We start from the raw sequence: 13,387 nt of genomic DNA, 5'->3' as shown, positions 1-13,387 counted from the left end.
TCAGCAGGAGTCCGCGAAGCTCGCCCCGGAGCGATCGAGCACCTCCTCGACCAGGTCCACGTGCCCGCTGTCCCCGACCTCGATCGTCAGCAAGATCGCGCCCTCGGACAGCCCCTCCGCGGCCTCCCGCAGCGCCGCCTTGGGCCGCCGCGTCCCCGCCATCATCCCGCCGAGCAGGCCCGAGAGCGCGCCGGTCAGCAAGCCCGCCGCCGCCCCGATCGCAGGGGTCATCCCCATCACGTCCAGCGTCGCGCCCCCGACCACGCCGATCACCAGGCCCGCGACGCTACCGACCACCATCGCGATCATCGTGTTGCGCCCGGTCTCCGTCGCGGCCTCGGGCAGATCGTCACCGTCGAGGGGCGCCTGCGTGTGGCTCTGAACACCAAACGCGGGATGCTCGGTCGTTCGCCGAGTCAGCTCCGCGATCGCCTCGTCCGCCGCGCGTTTGTCCTCGAACACTCCAAAAACGAGCTTGGCCATCGCTACTTCCCAGCCTCGTAGGTCTCGAGCGGCGGACAGGTACACATCAGGTGCCGGTCGCCGTAGGCGTTGTCGATCCGTCCGACCGCGGGCCAAAATTTGGCCTCGGCGACCCACGGTAAGGGAAAGGCCGCCTGCTCCCGGGAGTAGGCCCGATCCCAGCTCTGCGCGCAGACCACCGCGGCCGTGTGCGGGGCGCCTGCGAGCGGGTTGTCATCGCGCGGCAGCGCGCCGGTCTCGATCGCGCGGATCTCCTCGCGGATCGAGATCATCGCGTCGCAGAAGCGATCGAGCTCGGCCCGCGACTCGCTCTCGGTCGGCTCGATCATCAAGGTCCCGGCGACCGGAAAGGACATCGTCGGGGCGTGGAAGCCATAGTCCATCAGGCGCTTGGCGACGTCCTCGGCCTCGACGCCCGCCGACTGCTTGAAGGGCCGCAGGTCGAGGATGAACTCGTGGGCGACGCGGCCCTTCGCGCCCGCGTAGACGACCGTGTAGTGCTCGCTGAGGCGCGCGGCCATGTAGTTCGCGTTCAAGATCGCGATCTTGGTCGCGTGGGTCAGCCCCTCGGCGCCCATCAGCGCGATGTAGACCCACGAGATCGGCAAGATCAGCGGGCTCCCGTAGGGCGCGGCCGCGACCGCGCCGACCGCCCCGGGCCGGTCCGAGGGCGCGAGCGGGTGCCCGGGCAAGAAGGGCGCGAGGTGCTCGGCGACGCCGATCGGGCCCATACCGGGGCCGCCGCCGCCGTGGGGGATGCAGAAGGTCTTGTGGAGGTTGAGGTGACAGACGTCGGCCCCGAAGTCGCCGGGCCGACACAGCCCGACCTGCGCGTTCATGTTGGCGCCGTCGAGATAGACCTGCCCGCCGTGCTCGTGGACGATCCCGCAGATCTCGCGGATCTGGGCCTCGAACACGCCGTGGGTCGAGGGGTAGGTGATCATCAGCGCGGCGAGCTGCCCCTCGTGCTTCTTGGCCTTGGCGCGCAGATCATCGACGTCGACGTTGCCGCGCTCGTCACACTTGACGACCACGACCTTCATCCCGGCCATGACCGCGCTCGCCGGGTTGGTCCCGTGGGCCGAGGTCGGGATCAGGCACACCCGCCGCTGGTTGTCGCCGCGCGAGCGGTGGTAGGCGCGGATCGCCAGGAGCCCGGAGTACTCGCCCTGGGAGCCGGCGTTGGGCTGGAGCGAGACCGCCGCGAACCCGGTGATGTCGCACAGCCACCGGGTCAGGCTGTCGAGCAGCCCGGCGTAGCCCTGAACGAATTGCGCGGGCGCGAAGGGGTGAATGTTGGCGAGCTCGGGCCACGTGATCGGGACCATCTCCGAGGTCGCGTTGAGCTTCATCGTGCACGAGCCGAGGGCGATCATCGAGGTGGTCAACGACAGATCCCGCGACTCGAGCCGCCGCACGTAGCGGAGCATCTCGTGCTCGGCGTGGTAGCTGTGAAACACCGGGTGGTCGAGGTAGGTCGAGGTCCGGGCGTGGGTCGGCCCGAACTCGAGCTGGTCTTCGACGGCGGCCGCCCGCGCGCTCAGATCGACCGCGCGATCGGGCTCGCCCGCGAACACGGCCACGAGCCGCTCGACGTCGGCGAGGGTCGTGGTCTCGTCGAGGCTCACGCTCAGGCGATAGGTGTCGAGGCGGCGCAGATCGATGCCCTGGGCCATGGCCGCGTCGGCGAGGGTCGGCGCGTCTGCGTAGGGGGCGGCGTCTTTGGGCACGCCGACCAGCAGCGTATCGAAGGCCTCGGCGTGGGGGCAGACGTAGCCCAGCGCCTCGAGCTCGGCCCGCAAAATCAGCTGGAGGCCGCGGACGCGCCCGGCGATCCGGCGCAGCCCCGCGGGCCCGTGCCAGACCGCGTACATGCCGGCCATGATCGCGAGCAGGACCTGCGCGGTGCAGATGTTCGACGTCGCGCGCTCGCGGCGGATGTGCTGCTCGCGGGTCTGGAGGGCCATCCGATAGGCCGGGCGACCGCTGTTGTCCTTCGACACGCCGATGATGCGGCCGGGCATCTGGCGCCGGTACTCCACGCGCGTGGCCATGAACCCCGCGTGTGGGCCGCCAAAGCCCATCGGCACGCCAAAGCGCTGGGCCGAGCCGACCGCGATGTCGGCCCCGAACTCGCCGGGCGGCCGCAGCAGCGTGAGCGCGAGGAGATCCGTCGCAACCACGAGCAGCGCCCCGGCGTCGTGGGCCCGGCTTGCGAGCGTGTCCCACGCCTCGACGGCGCCCTCGGTGTCGGGATACTGCACGAGCACGCCGAACACGTCGTCACCGATCTCGGCGCTGAGCGGATCGCCGACCCGAACCACGATCCCCAGGGGCTCGGCCCGGGTCTGGATGACCGCGATCGTCTGCGGGTGACAGCGCTGGCTGACGAAGAACACCGCGCGCTTGGCCTTGGCGATCGCGTGGGCCATCGTCATCGCCTCGGCCGCGGCCGTGGCCTCGTCGAGGAGCGAGGCGTTGGCCAGAGGCAGCATGGTCAGATCGCTGACCATGGTCTGAAAGTTGAGCAGCGCCTCGAGCCGGCCCTGGCTGATCTCGGCCTGGTAGGGCGTGTAGGCCGTGTACCAGCCGGGGTTCTCGAGCACGTTGCGCTGCACGACCGGCGGGACGATGCAGTCGTAGTAGCCCAGGCCGATGTAGCTGCGGCGGACTTGGTTGCGCCCCGCGAGCTGCCGGAGCCAGGCGATCAGCTCGTGCTCGCCGAGCGCACGGTCGAGCTTGGGCTCGTCACCACCGAGGACCAGCGGCCCGTCCATCCGGATCGCTTCGGGGATGGTCTCGTCGATCAGCGCGTCGAGGCTGGCCGCCCTGCAGATCTCGAGCATCGAGTCGACATCGCGCTGGCGCGGGCCGACGTGGCGGCGAACGAAGACATCGGAGGGGGCGAGGAAGCTCGGCGTGGATTCGACCATGGTGTTGTATCTCGTCGGCGAAAACATAATGGATCGGCGCGACCTGGCGGCTGGTGAGAGGCCCAGGCGCCGCCATCACCCGCGTGTGCTAGGGCACTGGCGATGCCCATGCGATCAACCCTGCGCGCCGGTATTCATGGCCCGCGATGCGCTGGGAGCTGTTCAACCGGGTCAGGATCAAGGTCGTCGGGGTCCGCGAGCTCGATCCCCAACGTGACGCGGCGAAGTACGCCGAGCAACTCCTGAGCCTGCACCCTCGCCTGTTCACGCGGCTCGAGGGCGGAGCCGAGAGCGTCGCCGCGCGGATGGCCGCGCGGACGATCGCCGTCGATCACCTCAGCGAGGTCTGTGCGCTGCCCGAAGCGATCGAGGCCCTCGAGCGCTCGCTGTCCGTCGCGACCAAGAGCCCCGGCGAGCGCCTGGTCCGCGTCGCGGCCCTCGCGTACCTGGTCTGCGAGCGCGACCTGATCCGCGACGATCTTCCGGCTGGCTACGGCCTCATCGACGACTGCATCGCGCTGCGCGGCGCACGACTGGCGACCCCGAGCGTCGCCGAGCCCGATCACCTGCACGAGGATCTACTCGAGATCAGGTACCTGTCGGTCGCGGTCCCCGACGAGGTGCTCGCGGCGACGGAGGACGCGCTCGTCCACGCCGCCGACCTCGCGCTGCGTGCGAGCGCGCTGCCCAACCATGTCGTCGAGGCCGCGATCCGCGAGCTGGTCAGCAACCCGCCGCGGGAGTTCTCGGCGATCCGGACAGTGCTGCCCGAGTCTGGCTCGATGGCTCCGCGGCCCGCGACTCGCTCCGAGCCGCGCGAGCTCGCCACGCTCGCCCCCCAAGGCGGGGAGCCAGGGTCCAGCCAACCACTGCCCTCGCCGCTCACGCTCGCGCCCGGTGAGCTGGTCGAGCTCGACAAGGACGCGATGTTGTTCGCGTTCCCCGACGGGACCAAGCTCCGACGCACCCACGACGGCGCGCTCAGCTTCGAGTGAAGCGCTCGGGTGGCATGGGTCTGGCAATGATGCTCGGCCGTGACGCCGCTGCCCCTCGCAACGCTGCCGCCGCTTGGCAGCGACCGGCCCATTCGCCCCTCGCGGGCTGAATTCGGCCGCTGGTCACCGATCCGAGCGCACGCAGGTGCCCGCCCCCGCGGCGATGAACACCTGCGTGACGGTCACCTGAGCCGCCCCGACGGTCTCGACGGTGACGACGGTAGACGCGACGGTCGTCACCGTCGGGACCACGCGTCTCGCCCCTCCGATCCACGGTCGGGCGTCCCCCGAGCAGAGCCGGAGTCAACCTAAAATGGATCTTGAAGAAACCCGCGCATTCCTGGCAGTGATCGACAGCGGCTCGTTCAAGGCCGCCGCCGAGAAGGCCCGCCAACCCCGGGCGACCCTGCGTCGGCGAGTCGAGGCGCTCGAGGCCCGCGTCGGGATCGCGCTGCTCGAGCGCAGCCGCAGCGGCGTGACCCCGACCGCGGCCGGGGAGCTGCTCGCGCGCGAGGGCCGGGTGATGTTGCGCGAGCAACGTGCGCTGCTCGCCGCCTTGCGCGAGGTCGGCGATGACCCGTCCGGCGACATCCGGATCGGGGCCCCGGCCGGGCTCGGGCCCCACGAACTGGCGGTCCTGTTTGGCCTGTTCCAGGCCCAGTTCCCCCGCCTGCGCGTCCACCTGCGGGTCTGCGACGGCCCCGTCTCCGAGCTGATCGAGCACGTCGACATCGCGCTGTGCTGCGGGCGCGACAAGCCCCCGGGACGCTGGCAGACCCACCCCCTCATGCCCCTGCGCGAGGGCCTTCGGGCCAGCCGATCCTACCTCCAGCGCCACGGCGTGCCCGAGACGATCGAGGAGCTCGCCGACCACAAGCTGCTCGGCTGGCAAGCGCCCAGCGCAGCCCCTCGCCGCTGGCCGACCTTCGATGGTGGCGACCTCGCGGTCGAGCCCGTCCTGACGACGACCGACTACAACGTCCTTCGCCGCCTCGCGAGCCTCGGGTTCGGCATCGCGCTGCTGCCCGACGCCCACCTGCCCGATCTCGACGGCGAGGACGAGGCGCTGATCCCCGTGCTCGACGGGGTCGTCGGTCGCAGCCACGAGCTGCGCGCGCTCGTGCCCGAGATGCTCGCAGACACCCCGAAGATCCGCGCCCTCGTCGAGCACCTCGCGCGCTTCGTGGCGATGCTCCGCGAGCCGCGACGCGAGACCCCCACGGGCGTCGGCAGCTCGGCTCGGTGGGCTCACATGAGCGCGCACCCCTGATCGGGATCAGGGCCGAGGCGCCCGCGCCTCGCTCGGGCTCAACCCTCGGCGAGCTCCGCGAGGGCCTCGCAGATGTCGGCGGCGGCGCGGGGCTTGGCCGCCGCCAACATGCTGTCGCGCATCCGCGCGAGCTCGCTCGGGTCGCCGAGCAAGGTCGTGATCTGGGCGACGAGGCGGGCGCCGTCGAGCTCGCGCTCGGGGATCATGAGCGCGGCGCCCACGTCGACGAGCGAGCGGGCGTTGTGGGTCTGATGATCGTCAGTCGCGTGGGGAAAGGGCACGAGCAGCGCGGGGCAGCCGACCGCGGCGAGCTCGGCCAGCGAGGTCGCGCCGGCTCGACACAGGACCAGGTCACACCACGCGTAGGGCTCGCTCATGTCCTCGATGAACGAGACGACCCGAACCCGGGGCTCGTGGAGGCCCGCGTCCGCGTAGCCCTGGCGCACGCGCTCGATCTCTTTTTGGCCGGTCTGGTGCCAGATCTCGAGGCCCGGCAGCGCCTCGGACAGCGCCGCGGCCGAGTCGACCATCGCGGAGTTGAGGGCCCGCGCGCCCTGGCTGCCGCCGAACACGAACAAGCGCGGGCTCGTGCCCTGCTCCCTGGCCTGCTCCCGCGCTCGCTCGAGCCGCTCGGTGAGCGCGGCCCGGATCGGGTTGCCCGCCTCCACGACCTTGCGCGCCGGGAAGTGGCCGGCCGAGTCCGGAAAGGTCGCGAACACCCGGCGCACGAGCTTGCCGAGGATCCGGTTGGTCACGCCCGGGACCGAGTTCTGCTCCAAGATCGCGGTCGGTCGACGCATGAGCCACGCGGTCGCGACGATCGGCCCGCTCGCGTAGCCGCCGACCCCCACGACCACGTCGGGCTTGAACTCGCGGATGATCCGGCGGCTCTGAAGCCACGCCCGCGGCAGCCGCAGCAAGCCCTTGATCAGCCCCTTGATCCCGCGGCCCTTGATCCCGCTGACCTCGATCAGATCGAGGCCGTAGCCCTGGTCCGGGACGACCCGAGCCTCGATGCCGCGCTCGGTGCCGACGAAGCGGACCTCGCCGCCGCTCAACCGAACTTGCTCGGCGAGGGCGATGCCCGGGAACAGGTGTCCGCCAGTTCCGCCGCCCGCGATCATCACGCGCAGCGCTCGGGCGCGGGTTGGGGCGGAGTCACGCAGCTCGGGGCTCATCACGAGCGTCGACATGCTCATCCTATACCGGACGAGCCATTCACGACCCAGATTCCCGCACAAAGCGGTGCCCGGGCCACTCGGAGCTGTCAGAGTCGAGGGCGCAGCGCAGCTCGTCGAGGGCCCCGCGCAGATCCTCGACATCCCCGGCCGCGACCGTGCGCACGCCCTCGACGCCGGCGAGGCCGCAGGCCCCCGACGCGATCACCGGGACGCCGGCCGCGACCGCCCGCAGCAGCGCGCGCGGCTGGTGCTCGACCCAGGCCGGCAGCACGAGCGCGTCGACCTCTGACAGCTCGGGGCTTTGCCCGTGGACGACGCGGACCCCCGCCGCCTCCGACGCCGACCAAAAGCCCGGACCCTCGAGCTCGCGGCCGGCGATCCACAGCTGCGCGCGCTCGCCCCCCGCGAGCGCCTCGCGCAGCTCCCCCGCCCCCTTGCGCGCGACGGTGGCGCTCGGGAGCAGCAGGCGCGGCGGACCCGGGGCGCGCGGGGCTCGGCGCTTGCGCCCGGGCTTGGGCCGGGACCAGTCGAGCTTTCGCGCCTTGTCCGGGAAGCACTCGGCCACGCTCGCGTGCGGCGAGAGGATCTGCGCGGCGGCGTCGAGCGCCTCGGCCTCGGCCTCGACGAGCACCGGGTCCGCGCGAAAGTCCGCGAGCGTCGGGCTGCCTGGGTTGCGGGCGTGGGCCTCGTCGAGCTGGGCCTGCAGCTCGCTGAGCGGCAGTCGCTGCATCAGCACCTCGACGCGCCGGCCCCCGAGCGCGCCCGCGCGCCACAGATGCGGGACCAGGGTTTGCGCGACGACCAGCTCGGTGTCGACGGGCTCGAGCGCGGCGGCCATGGCCGCCGCGAGGCGACGCTCGTGCTCGAGCAAGGCGCGCTGACGGGCCGCGCCCTGGCTCGCGAGTTGGCGCGAACGCAGCGAGCGAGCCAGCGTGAGCGCCGGGAATTGTTTGCGACGACCGACGCGAGCGCCGGGCCAGGCGTAGCGGGGCCGCCGGAGCAGCTCGCCGTCGATCGGCATCAACAGCTGATCCTCGGGGCGCGCGTGGGCTTTGAGGTACGCGGCGTACTCGGGCCAGACCCCATCGACCAGCCAGCTTCGTCGCCCACGCGTGATCGAGGTGCCCGGTGGCCGCGCGTACTCGCAGGGCTGATCGCACGACATGCAGCTCGGGCCGACCTCGCCCGACCACGCGCTCGAGCGCGCGCCCGACCGCCTGCGGGCGCGGCCGAGCTTGGCCTCGCGCTCATCCGCGCGGGCCTCGGGGCTGCGGCGCTCGTGGACCACGCCGACCGAGCGGCGCCGACCTTCGCTTCGGATCCCGCTTCGGATCCCGACGATCAGCGCCTCGGCGTCGAGGTGGACCTCGAGCCGCCACGGCTGCGCGGCGGCGAAGCGCAGATCCACGTAGTTCCAGGCCACGGTCGCGTCTTCGCCCAGGGCCGCGCGCGAGCCCGGCGGGCGGCGGCTGTGGGGGTGACGCTCGAGCAATTCGAAGCCTGCCCGCGCAGCAGCCCCGTACAGCGCGTTCGAGAGCAGGCACAGGCCCCCACCAACGCCCGGGACCACGCAGCCCTCGCGCAGCTCACGCCCGACCACGAAGCCGCGCACGCGCAGCGGCGGCCCGACCTGGGCCCAGAACGAGAACACCTGCCGAGCCTCGAACTCGAGCCCGTCGAGGGCCCGGGCCGCGACCCGCAGGTTCTCGACCTTGCCGAGCTCGAGCTCGAGCTCGCGCGGGTCGAGATCGACCTTCCACAGCGGGCTCCGATCTTCGCTGGCGAGGGGCAGGTCGACGAGCAGGCGACCCGCGCGGGCGGGCACGACCGGGTCGCTACGGTCGTCGGCCCAGCGCAGCAAGCGATGGACCTGGACCTTCGCCCGGTGCAGGGCGAGGTCAATCGGGTGGAGCTCGTCCATGGCAGACGGGGCCGCGCCCCGCGGCCAACAGTCTCCCTCACCTCACTCCCGAGCGCCACGCGTCCGATGAGCTTTCACCCGATCGGCTCGAAATTCTCGCAGGCCGTCGAGATCACGCCGACCGCCTCCGAGAAGAACTCGCCGTAGGAGGGCTCGCAGACCCGCCCGACGAAGCCGTTGGTGAACATCGTCGTGAACGAGACGATCCGCTCGGCGACCTCGGCCCCGTCGAAGTCGCTGTCGCACTTGTCGATCGCCGGGCAGGTCGCGGGGTCGGGGCCCGGCGGGCCCACGAGCGCGAGCACGACGACGTTCTGCTCGACGCCGCCCTTGGCCTCGACGACCTCCTCGAACCAGTCCGGGGGGTCGCCGCTCGAGCCCGGGTAGGAATTCTCGGAGCAACCTTCGGCCTCGTGGTCGTCCTCTTCGTCGGTGATGATCACGATGACGAGCAGGGCGTCGTCGCGCAAGAAGCCCTCGTTGCAGCCGCCGGGCTCGTTCATCTCGGGCGAGAGCGCGGCCTGCATGGTCTGCATCGGCCGCTCGTCGCCGTCGCCGTCGGTCCCGACCTTGGCCGCGCACGGGAACGCGATGTCGAGGTCGTCGAACTCGGTCATGTAGCTGTAGCCCTCGGCGTAGGGGCCGCAGACCGCGTCGCTCGAGTCGCTGCCCCCGGTCGTGATCACCATCGCCCCCTCGTCGTCGCAGCCGTCGTTGTACTCGTACTCATCCGAGGTGATCACGCCGACGTGGTAGCTGTCGGCGTCGGCGAGCTGGGTCTGGATCTCGCTGATGAAGCTCGGGACGCTGTTGACGAGGTTGACCTGCTTGTCATCCATGCTGCCCGAGTTGTCGATCACGAACAGCAGGTCGACCTGCTCGCAGCCCCAGTGGCTCACGTCCCCCGCGTCGACCATGCCGGACTCGTCGGGCGGGGCGTCGAGCTTGAGCGGGTTCCCGGGACCGCCGGGGGCCCCGGCGCCCGTGCCGTCGGCCCCCCCGTCGAGGCCCGGATCGATGCCCGAGTCGGTGCCCTCGCCACCGTAGTCAGGCCGTCCCGTGTACCCGCACGCGAGCAGCGCGAGCGCAGAAATAGTGGTGATCGGAATCAGCAGGTTTTTAGCGGCGCGCATTCGTCGACATCCCCCGGCGACTTGGCGTCGCCACTATGGCCAGTTGCCGGCCAGAGCAAACAAGGTTCACAGCCGAAGCCTTTGGTCTTTTGGCCGTCAAGGTGGCCCTTGGTGCCGACTAGGCGGAGCTCGATGCAGCAAAACGATAAACGCTACTGAGCCCTCGCTATCGGCATTCTCTGCACCGCGCAGATTCGCAAATACGCTGACACCCCGAGCAGTGGCACCGAAGGAAATGCCGCGGGCGCCGACCTGCGTGAAGTACACTCGCGCCGATGCCCCGGGTCTTCGTCTACGGCGCGCAGATGGCCCACCCGGAGTCGGTCGGCGCCGCCTGGCCCGCGCGGATCGCTGACCACGCCGTCCGCTTCGTCGTCCGAGGCGTGCCGCTGTTCGAGCCCGCCTTCGCCGGGCTCGAACCAGCCCCGGGCGAGACCGCGCTCGGCGTGATCATCGACTTCAGCGACGAGACCTGGGCCAAGCTGGTTCGCTTCGAGCGCGGCTACGAGGTCGTCGAGCTCGACGCCGAGCTGCTCGACCCCGACCACGCCGCCGAGATCCACTCGCGCGGCGCGACCGTGACCTGCTTCGCCTTTCGCCTCGACCCCCGCCAGCGCACGGCGACCCCGCGCCGCCCGAGCGCCCGCTATGCCCGCAAGCTCGCCGCCGGAGCCCGGGCCCACGGGCTCCCGCCCGAGCTCATCGCCCGCTACGAGCGGGCCGTGTCCGAGGGCGGGCGCGCGAGCCTGGCCCTGGCGTGGCTGTTTCCGCTCGCGTCGCGGATCGGCCTGGTCAGCACCACCGCGCTGGTCGGGCTGTTGCTGGCGGGCCTGGCCTTCGCGCTGGTCCACTTGCTCGGCTGAGGCTACCCTCCGCCGCAATGACCGTTTCGTCCGAGACCGAGTGGCTCCTGGTTGCGTGTGGACTGATCGCCCACGCCGACGACGTGCTCGACGGCAACGAGGTCGAGCGCCTGATGGCGATGGTCGACGATCGGATCCCCGAGGATGCCTACGCCGACTGGCTCAGGATCATCGGCGACAAGGCCGAGCTCGAGGCCCGCTACGCCGCCCTGCCCGACCCGCCCGAGGACCAGCATCGCTCGCTGCTCGAAGAGGCCTGGGCGATGGCCATGGTCGACGGCGAGCGCAACACCAAGGAGCTGGTCGTGCTCGCGCGCATCGCCGAGCGCTTCGGCGTCGAGCCGATGCAGCTCGAGTTCTGGCGCGAGGCGTGGACGAGCGCCGAGCAAGAGTTCTCGGTCCGGACAGCCGAGCTCGCGGCCCTGGCCCTCGGTGGTGGGGAGACCCTGTTCGAGGACGACCACTCGCCCTTTCTCGATCTCATCGAGCGACTGCCGACGACCACCGAGGAGCGCGAGCGCCTCGGCCAGCTCGCAACGAGCTCGCCGACCGACGCGGACGCGCTCGGGCGCGCGCTCGCGGCCATGCCCAAGACGCGGCGCCAGCAGGCCTTCACCCTCGTCTCGCAGCTGGTACGCTACGCCGTCGAAGCCGAACCGGCCCGCGAGCGCTTCGTGGCGATCGGCCGCGCCGCGGGGCTGCTGAACGCCGCGGACCTGCTGTAGGCCTCGTGGGCTATACTCGCAGCCATGAGTGATCTGCGAGCCCGAACCACGCTCGCGTCCCTGACCCTGCTCCTCGCGCTGGCCTGCGCCGACGACAGCGGCGGCGATGCTGGCACGGCGCTGACGAGCCTCGACGCTGGCACCGGTCCGGACGATCAGGGCGAGGTCGAGACCGGTGACGGCATGAGCAGCGCTGACGGAGACGGCGATGGCGACCCCGGCGACGGTGACGGCGACCCGGGTGACGGCGACGGTGACGGTGACGGCGACTCGGGCGGGACCAAGTTCGACATGGCCGCGCTGCCGGACACCGACGATCGGCCCCAGCCGCCCAGCTGCAAGGTCGTCGACGACATGAACGCCGTCGGGCTCTGCCGCGAGAGCGCCCCGCCCGACAGCTTCGAGCCCGACACCCAGTGGAGCTACACCGGCCCGCCCGGCTTCGACCAGGCCATCGCCACGCCGCTGGTCCTCAACCTGACCGACGACGACGACAACGGCGAGATCGACCTGTGCGACATCCCCGACGTGCTCGTCGTCGCGGGGCCCCAAGCCGGCGACACGCCGCCAAGCAAGATCGTCGTGCTCAACGGCGAGACCGGCGAGTTCGAGTTCGAATTCGCCGAGCTCGTTCAGTACGCGGCCACGCCCGCGGCCGGCGACATCGACAACGACGGCCTGCCCGAGATCGTCGCCGTCGGACCCAACGGCAGCGCGCCGCTGATCGCCTTCGAGCACGACGGCAGCGTCAAGTGGACGAGCAACACCAACTGGGCCTCGGCCCAGTCGAGCGCGATCGCCCTCGCCGACGTCGACGCCGACGGCGACGTCGAGATCATCGCCGGGGCCAAGCTCTACGACCACAACGGCGTCGAGCTGTGGAGCAGGCCCGACCGCATCTACAGCGCCTCGACGGCCGCCGACCTCGACGGCGACGGCCAGCTCGAGATCCTGACCGGCGGCGCGGCCTACCGCGCCGACGGCAGCGAGTTCTGGGTCGTGCCCGGGATCCAAAACCAGGGCGGGATCGCCTCCCACCCCCAGGTCGCCGACGTCGACGACGACGGCGAGCCCGAGGTCCTGGTCTCGGTCAACGACGGCCTGTGGCTGCTCGAGGCCGACGGCGCGATCATCTGGTCGAGCTTCAACCCGACCGGCGAGGGCATCGACTGGAACCGCCCGTCGAACATCCACGACCTCGACGGCGACGGCGCGCCCGAGTTCGGCGCCAGCGCGCCCCAGCACTACGGGGTGTGGGAGTTCGATCAGAGCGAGCTGTGGTCGGCCAACATCGCCGACCCCAGCGGCCAGGCCGGCGGGACCGCGTTCGACTTCCTCGGCGCGGGCCAGGCCCAGACCGTCTACGCGGGCGAGGACTTCTTGCACGTGTTCGACGACACGGGCTTTGAGCTGCTCAACGCCGTGCGCAACAGCGGCACCGTGCTCGAGTATCCGGTCGTCGCGGATATCGACAACGACGGGTCAGCGGAGATCCTGGTTGTGTCCAACACCTTGTTTGGTGGGCAGCTGCCGTACACGATCACCGCGATCCGGGACGCGGAGGACCGGTGGATTCAGGGCCGGCGGATCTGGAATCAGCACACCTACCACGTGACCAACGTGCGCGAGGATGGGGTGATCCCACAGTTCGAGCCGCCGAACTGGCAGGATCTCAACACCTTCCGGACCCAGGCGCAGATCGAAGGTGGCGCGGTCTGCCTGCCCGAGCCGCAGGGCTAGCCCTAGCAGCCCGGGCTGCAATGCCTCGCGCCACCTCGCTTGGCCTTTTCGCCGAGGGCTTTGTCGCCAAAACTTGCAGTACGCCCGGTACAGCGGCGTTTTGGCTTCGCGCCCTCGGCAAAAATTCCGGCGCGAGGCGACAC

The 13,387-nt window shown here is 71.1% G+C and carries 11 protein-coding genes; 5 read left to right on the top strand and 6 right to left on the bottom strand.

Annotated elements, in window-relative coordinates; all coding sequences use genetic code 11:
* Together ENSA5_RS32965 and gcvP are read right to left on the bottom strand one after the other, a co-directional pair.
* Entirely contained in the window at positions 1–483 is a 483-nt protein-coding gene (locus ENSA5_RS32965) for a hypothetical protein (protein WP_106395698.1), read from the bottom strand.
* A 2-nt stretch (positions 484–485) separates the two neighbouring features.
* Complete coding sequence (gene gcvP / locus ENSA5_RS32960; protein WP_106395697.1) at positions 486–3,416, bottom strand: aminomethyl-transferring glycine dehydrogenase; 2,931 nt, start codon at positions 3,414–3,416, stop codon at positions 486–488.
* A 146-nt stretch (positions 3,417–3,562) separates the two neighbouring features.
* Here gcvP and ENSA5_RS32955 point away from each other — a divergent pair, with 146 nt between their 5' ends.
* Positions 3,563–4,411 carry a hypothetical protein gene (locus tag ENSA5_RS32955; RefSeq protein ID WP_106395696.1) on the top strand — a complete coding sequence of 283 codons (849 nt, stop codon included), beginning with the start codon at positions 3,563–3,565 and terminating at the stop codon, positions 4,409–4,411.
* Between the two features lie 123 nt (positions 4,412–4,534).
* Here the strand turns inward: ENSA5_RS32955 and ENSA5_RS39505 are convergent, their stop codons facing one another.
* The gene (locus ENSA5_RS39505) at positions 4,535–4,663 is read right to left on the bottom strand and encodes a hypothetical protein (protein WP_258183097.1); all 129 of its coding nucleotides are present in this window, start codon (positions 4,661–4,663) and stop codon (positions 4,535–4,537) included.
* A 61-nt stretch (positions 4,664–4,724) separates the two neighbouring features.
* Here ENSA5_RS39505 and ENSA5_RS32950 point away from each other — a divergent pair, with 61 nt between their 5' ends.
* Positions 4,725–5,681 carry a LysR family transcriptional regulator gene (locus ENSA5_RS32950; RefSeq protein ID WP_106395695.1) on the top strand — a complete coding sequence of 319 codons (957 nt, stop codon included), beginning with the start codon at positions 4,725–4,727 and terminating at the stop codon, positions 5,679–5,681.
* Positions 5,682–5,719: 38 nt separating this feature from the next.
* Here the strand turns inward: ENSA5_RS32950 and murG are convergent, their stop codons facing one another.
* From murG to ENSA5_RS38690, 3 genes are all read right to left on the bottom strand, one after another.
* Positions 5,720–6,874, bottom strand: coding sequence for an undecaprenyldiphospho-muramoylpentapeptide beta-N-acetylglucosaminyltransferase (murG, locus tag ENSA5_RS32945; protein WP_181198404.1), 1,155 nt, complete (start codon positions 6,872–6,874; stop codon positions 5,720–5,722).
* A 25-nt stretch (positions 6,875–6,899) separates the two neighbouring features.
* On the bottom strand, positions 6,900–8,783 hold the full coding sequence (locus tag ENSA5_RS32940; RefSeq protein WP_106395694.1) for a VanW family protein: 1,884 nt from the start codon (positions 8,781–8,783) through the stop codon (positions 6,900–6,902).
* Positions 8,784–8,857: 74 nt separating this feature from the next.
* The gene (locus ENSA5_RS38690) at positions 8,858–9,916 is read right to left on the bottom strand and encodes a hypothetical protein (protein WP_181198403.1); all 1,059 of its coding nucleotides are present in this window, start codon (positions 9,914–9,916) and stop codon (positions 8,858–8,860) included.
* Positions 9,917–10,191: 275 nt separating this feature from the next.
* Here ENSA5_RS38690 and ENSA5_RS32930 point away from each other — a divergent pair, with 275 nt between their 5' ends.
* From ENSA5_RS32930 to ENSA5_RS32920, 3 genes are read left to right on the top strand one after another with little or no spacing between them, the layout of a single operon-like run.
* Entirely contained in the window at positions 10,192–10,779 is a 588-nt protein-coding gene (locus ENSA5_RS32930) for a gamma-glutamylcyclotransferase family protein (protein ID WP_106395693.1), read from the top strand.
* A gap of 17 nt (positions 10,780–10,796) precedes the next feature.
* Complete coding sequence (locus ENSA5_RS32925; protein ID WP_106395692.1) at positions 10,797–11,504, top strand: tellurite resistance TerB family protein; 708 nt, start codon at positions 10,797–10,799, stop codon at positions 11,502–11,504.
* A 24-nt stretch (positions 11,505–11,528) separates the two neighbouring features.
* Positions 11,529–13,244, top strand: a complete 1,716-nt coding sequence (locus ENSA5_RS32920; protein WP_181198402.1) for an FG-GAP repeat domain-containing protein — start codon at positions 11,529–11,531, stop codon at positions 13,242–13,244.
* The last annotated feature ends 143 nt before the right edge of the window (positions 13,245–13,387 follow it).

It is taken from the genome of Enhygromyxa salina (genome assembly GCF_002994615.1).
Classification (GTDB): Bacteria; Myxococcota_A; Polyangia; order Nannocystales; family Nannocystaceae; genus Plesiocystis; species Plesiocystis salina_A.
The sequence above is the reverse complement of the archived record's forward strand: the minus strand, read 5'-3'. Positions and strand labels throughout refer to the sequence as shown.

Excerpts from the sequence above, each read along its gene's own strand:
- ENSA5_RS32965 (WP_106395698.1), bottom strand. The coding sequence starts at position 483 with ATGGCCAAGCTCGTTTTTGGAGTGTTCGAGGACAAACGCGCGGCGGAC.
- gcvP (WP_106395697.1), bottom strand. The coding sequence starts at position 3,416 with ATGGTCGAATCCACGCCGAGCTTCCTCGCCCCCTCCGATGTCTTCGTT.
- ENSA5_RS32955 (WP_106395696.1), top strand. The coding sequence starts at position 3,563 with ATGCGCTGGGAGCTGTTCAACCGGGTCAGGATCAAGGTCGTCGGGGTC.
- ENSA5_RS32950 (WP_106395695.1), top strand. The coding sequence starts at position 4,725 with ATGGATCTTGAAGAAACCCGCGCATTCCTGGCAGTGATCGACAGCGGC.
- murG (WP_181198404.1), bottom strand. The coding sequence starts at position 6,874 with ATGTCGACGCTCGTGATGAGCCCCGAGCTGCGTGACTCCGCCCCAACC.
- ENSA5_RS32940 (WP_106395694.1), bottom strand. The coding sequence starts at position 8,783 with ATGGACGAGCTCCACCCGATTGACCTCGCCCTGCACCGGGCGAAGGTC.
- ENSA5_RS38690 (WP_181198403.1), bottom strand. The coding sequence starts at position 9,916 with ATGCGCGCCGCTAAAAACCTGCTGATTCCGATCACCACTATTTCTGCG.
- ENSA5_RS32930 (WP_106395693.1), top strand. The coding sequence starts at position 10,192 with ATGCCCCGGGTCTTCGTCTACGGCGCGCAGATGGCCCACCCGGAGTCG.
- ENSA5_RS32925 (WP_106395692.1), top strand. The coding sequence starts at position 10,797 with ATGACCGTTTCGTCCGAGACCGAGTGGCTCCTGGTTGCGTGTGGACTG.
- ENSA5_RS32920 (WP_181198402.1), top strand. The coding sequence starts at position 11,529 with ATGAGTGATCTGCGAGCCCGAACCACGCTCGCGTCCCTGACCCTGCTC.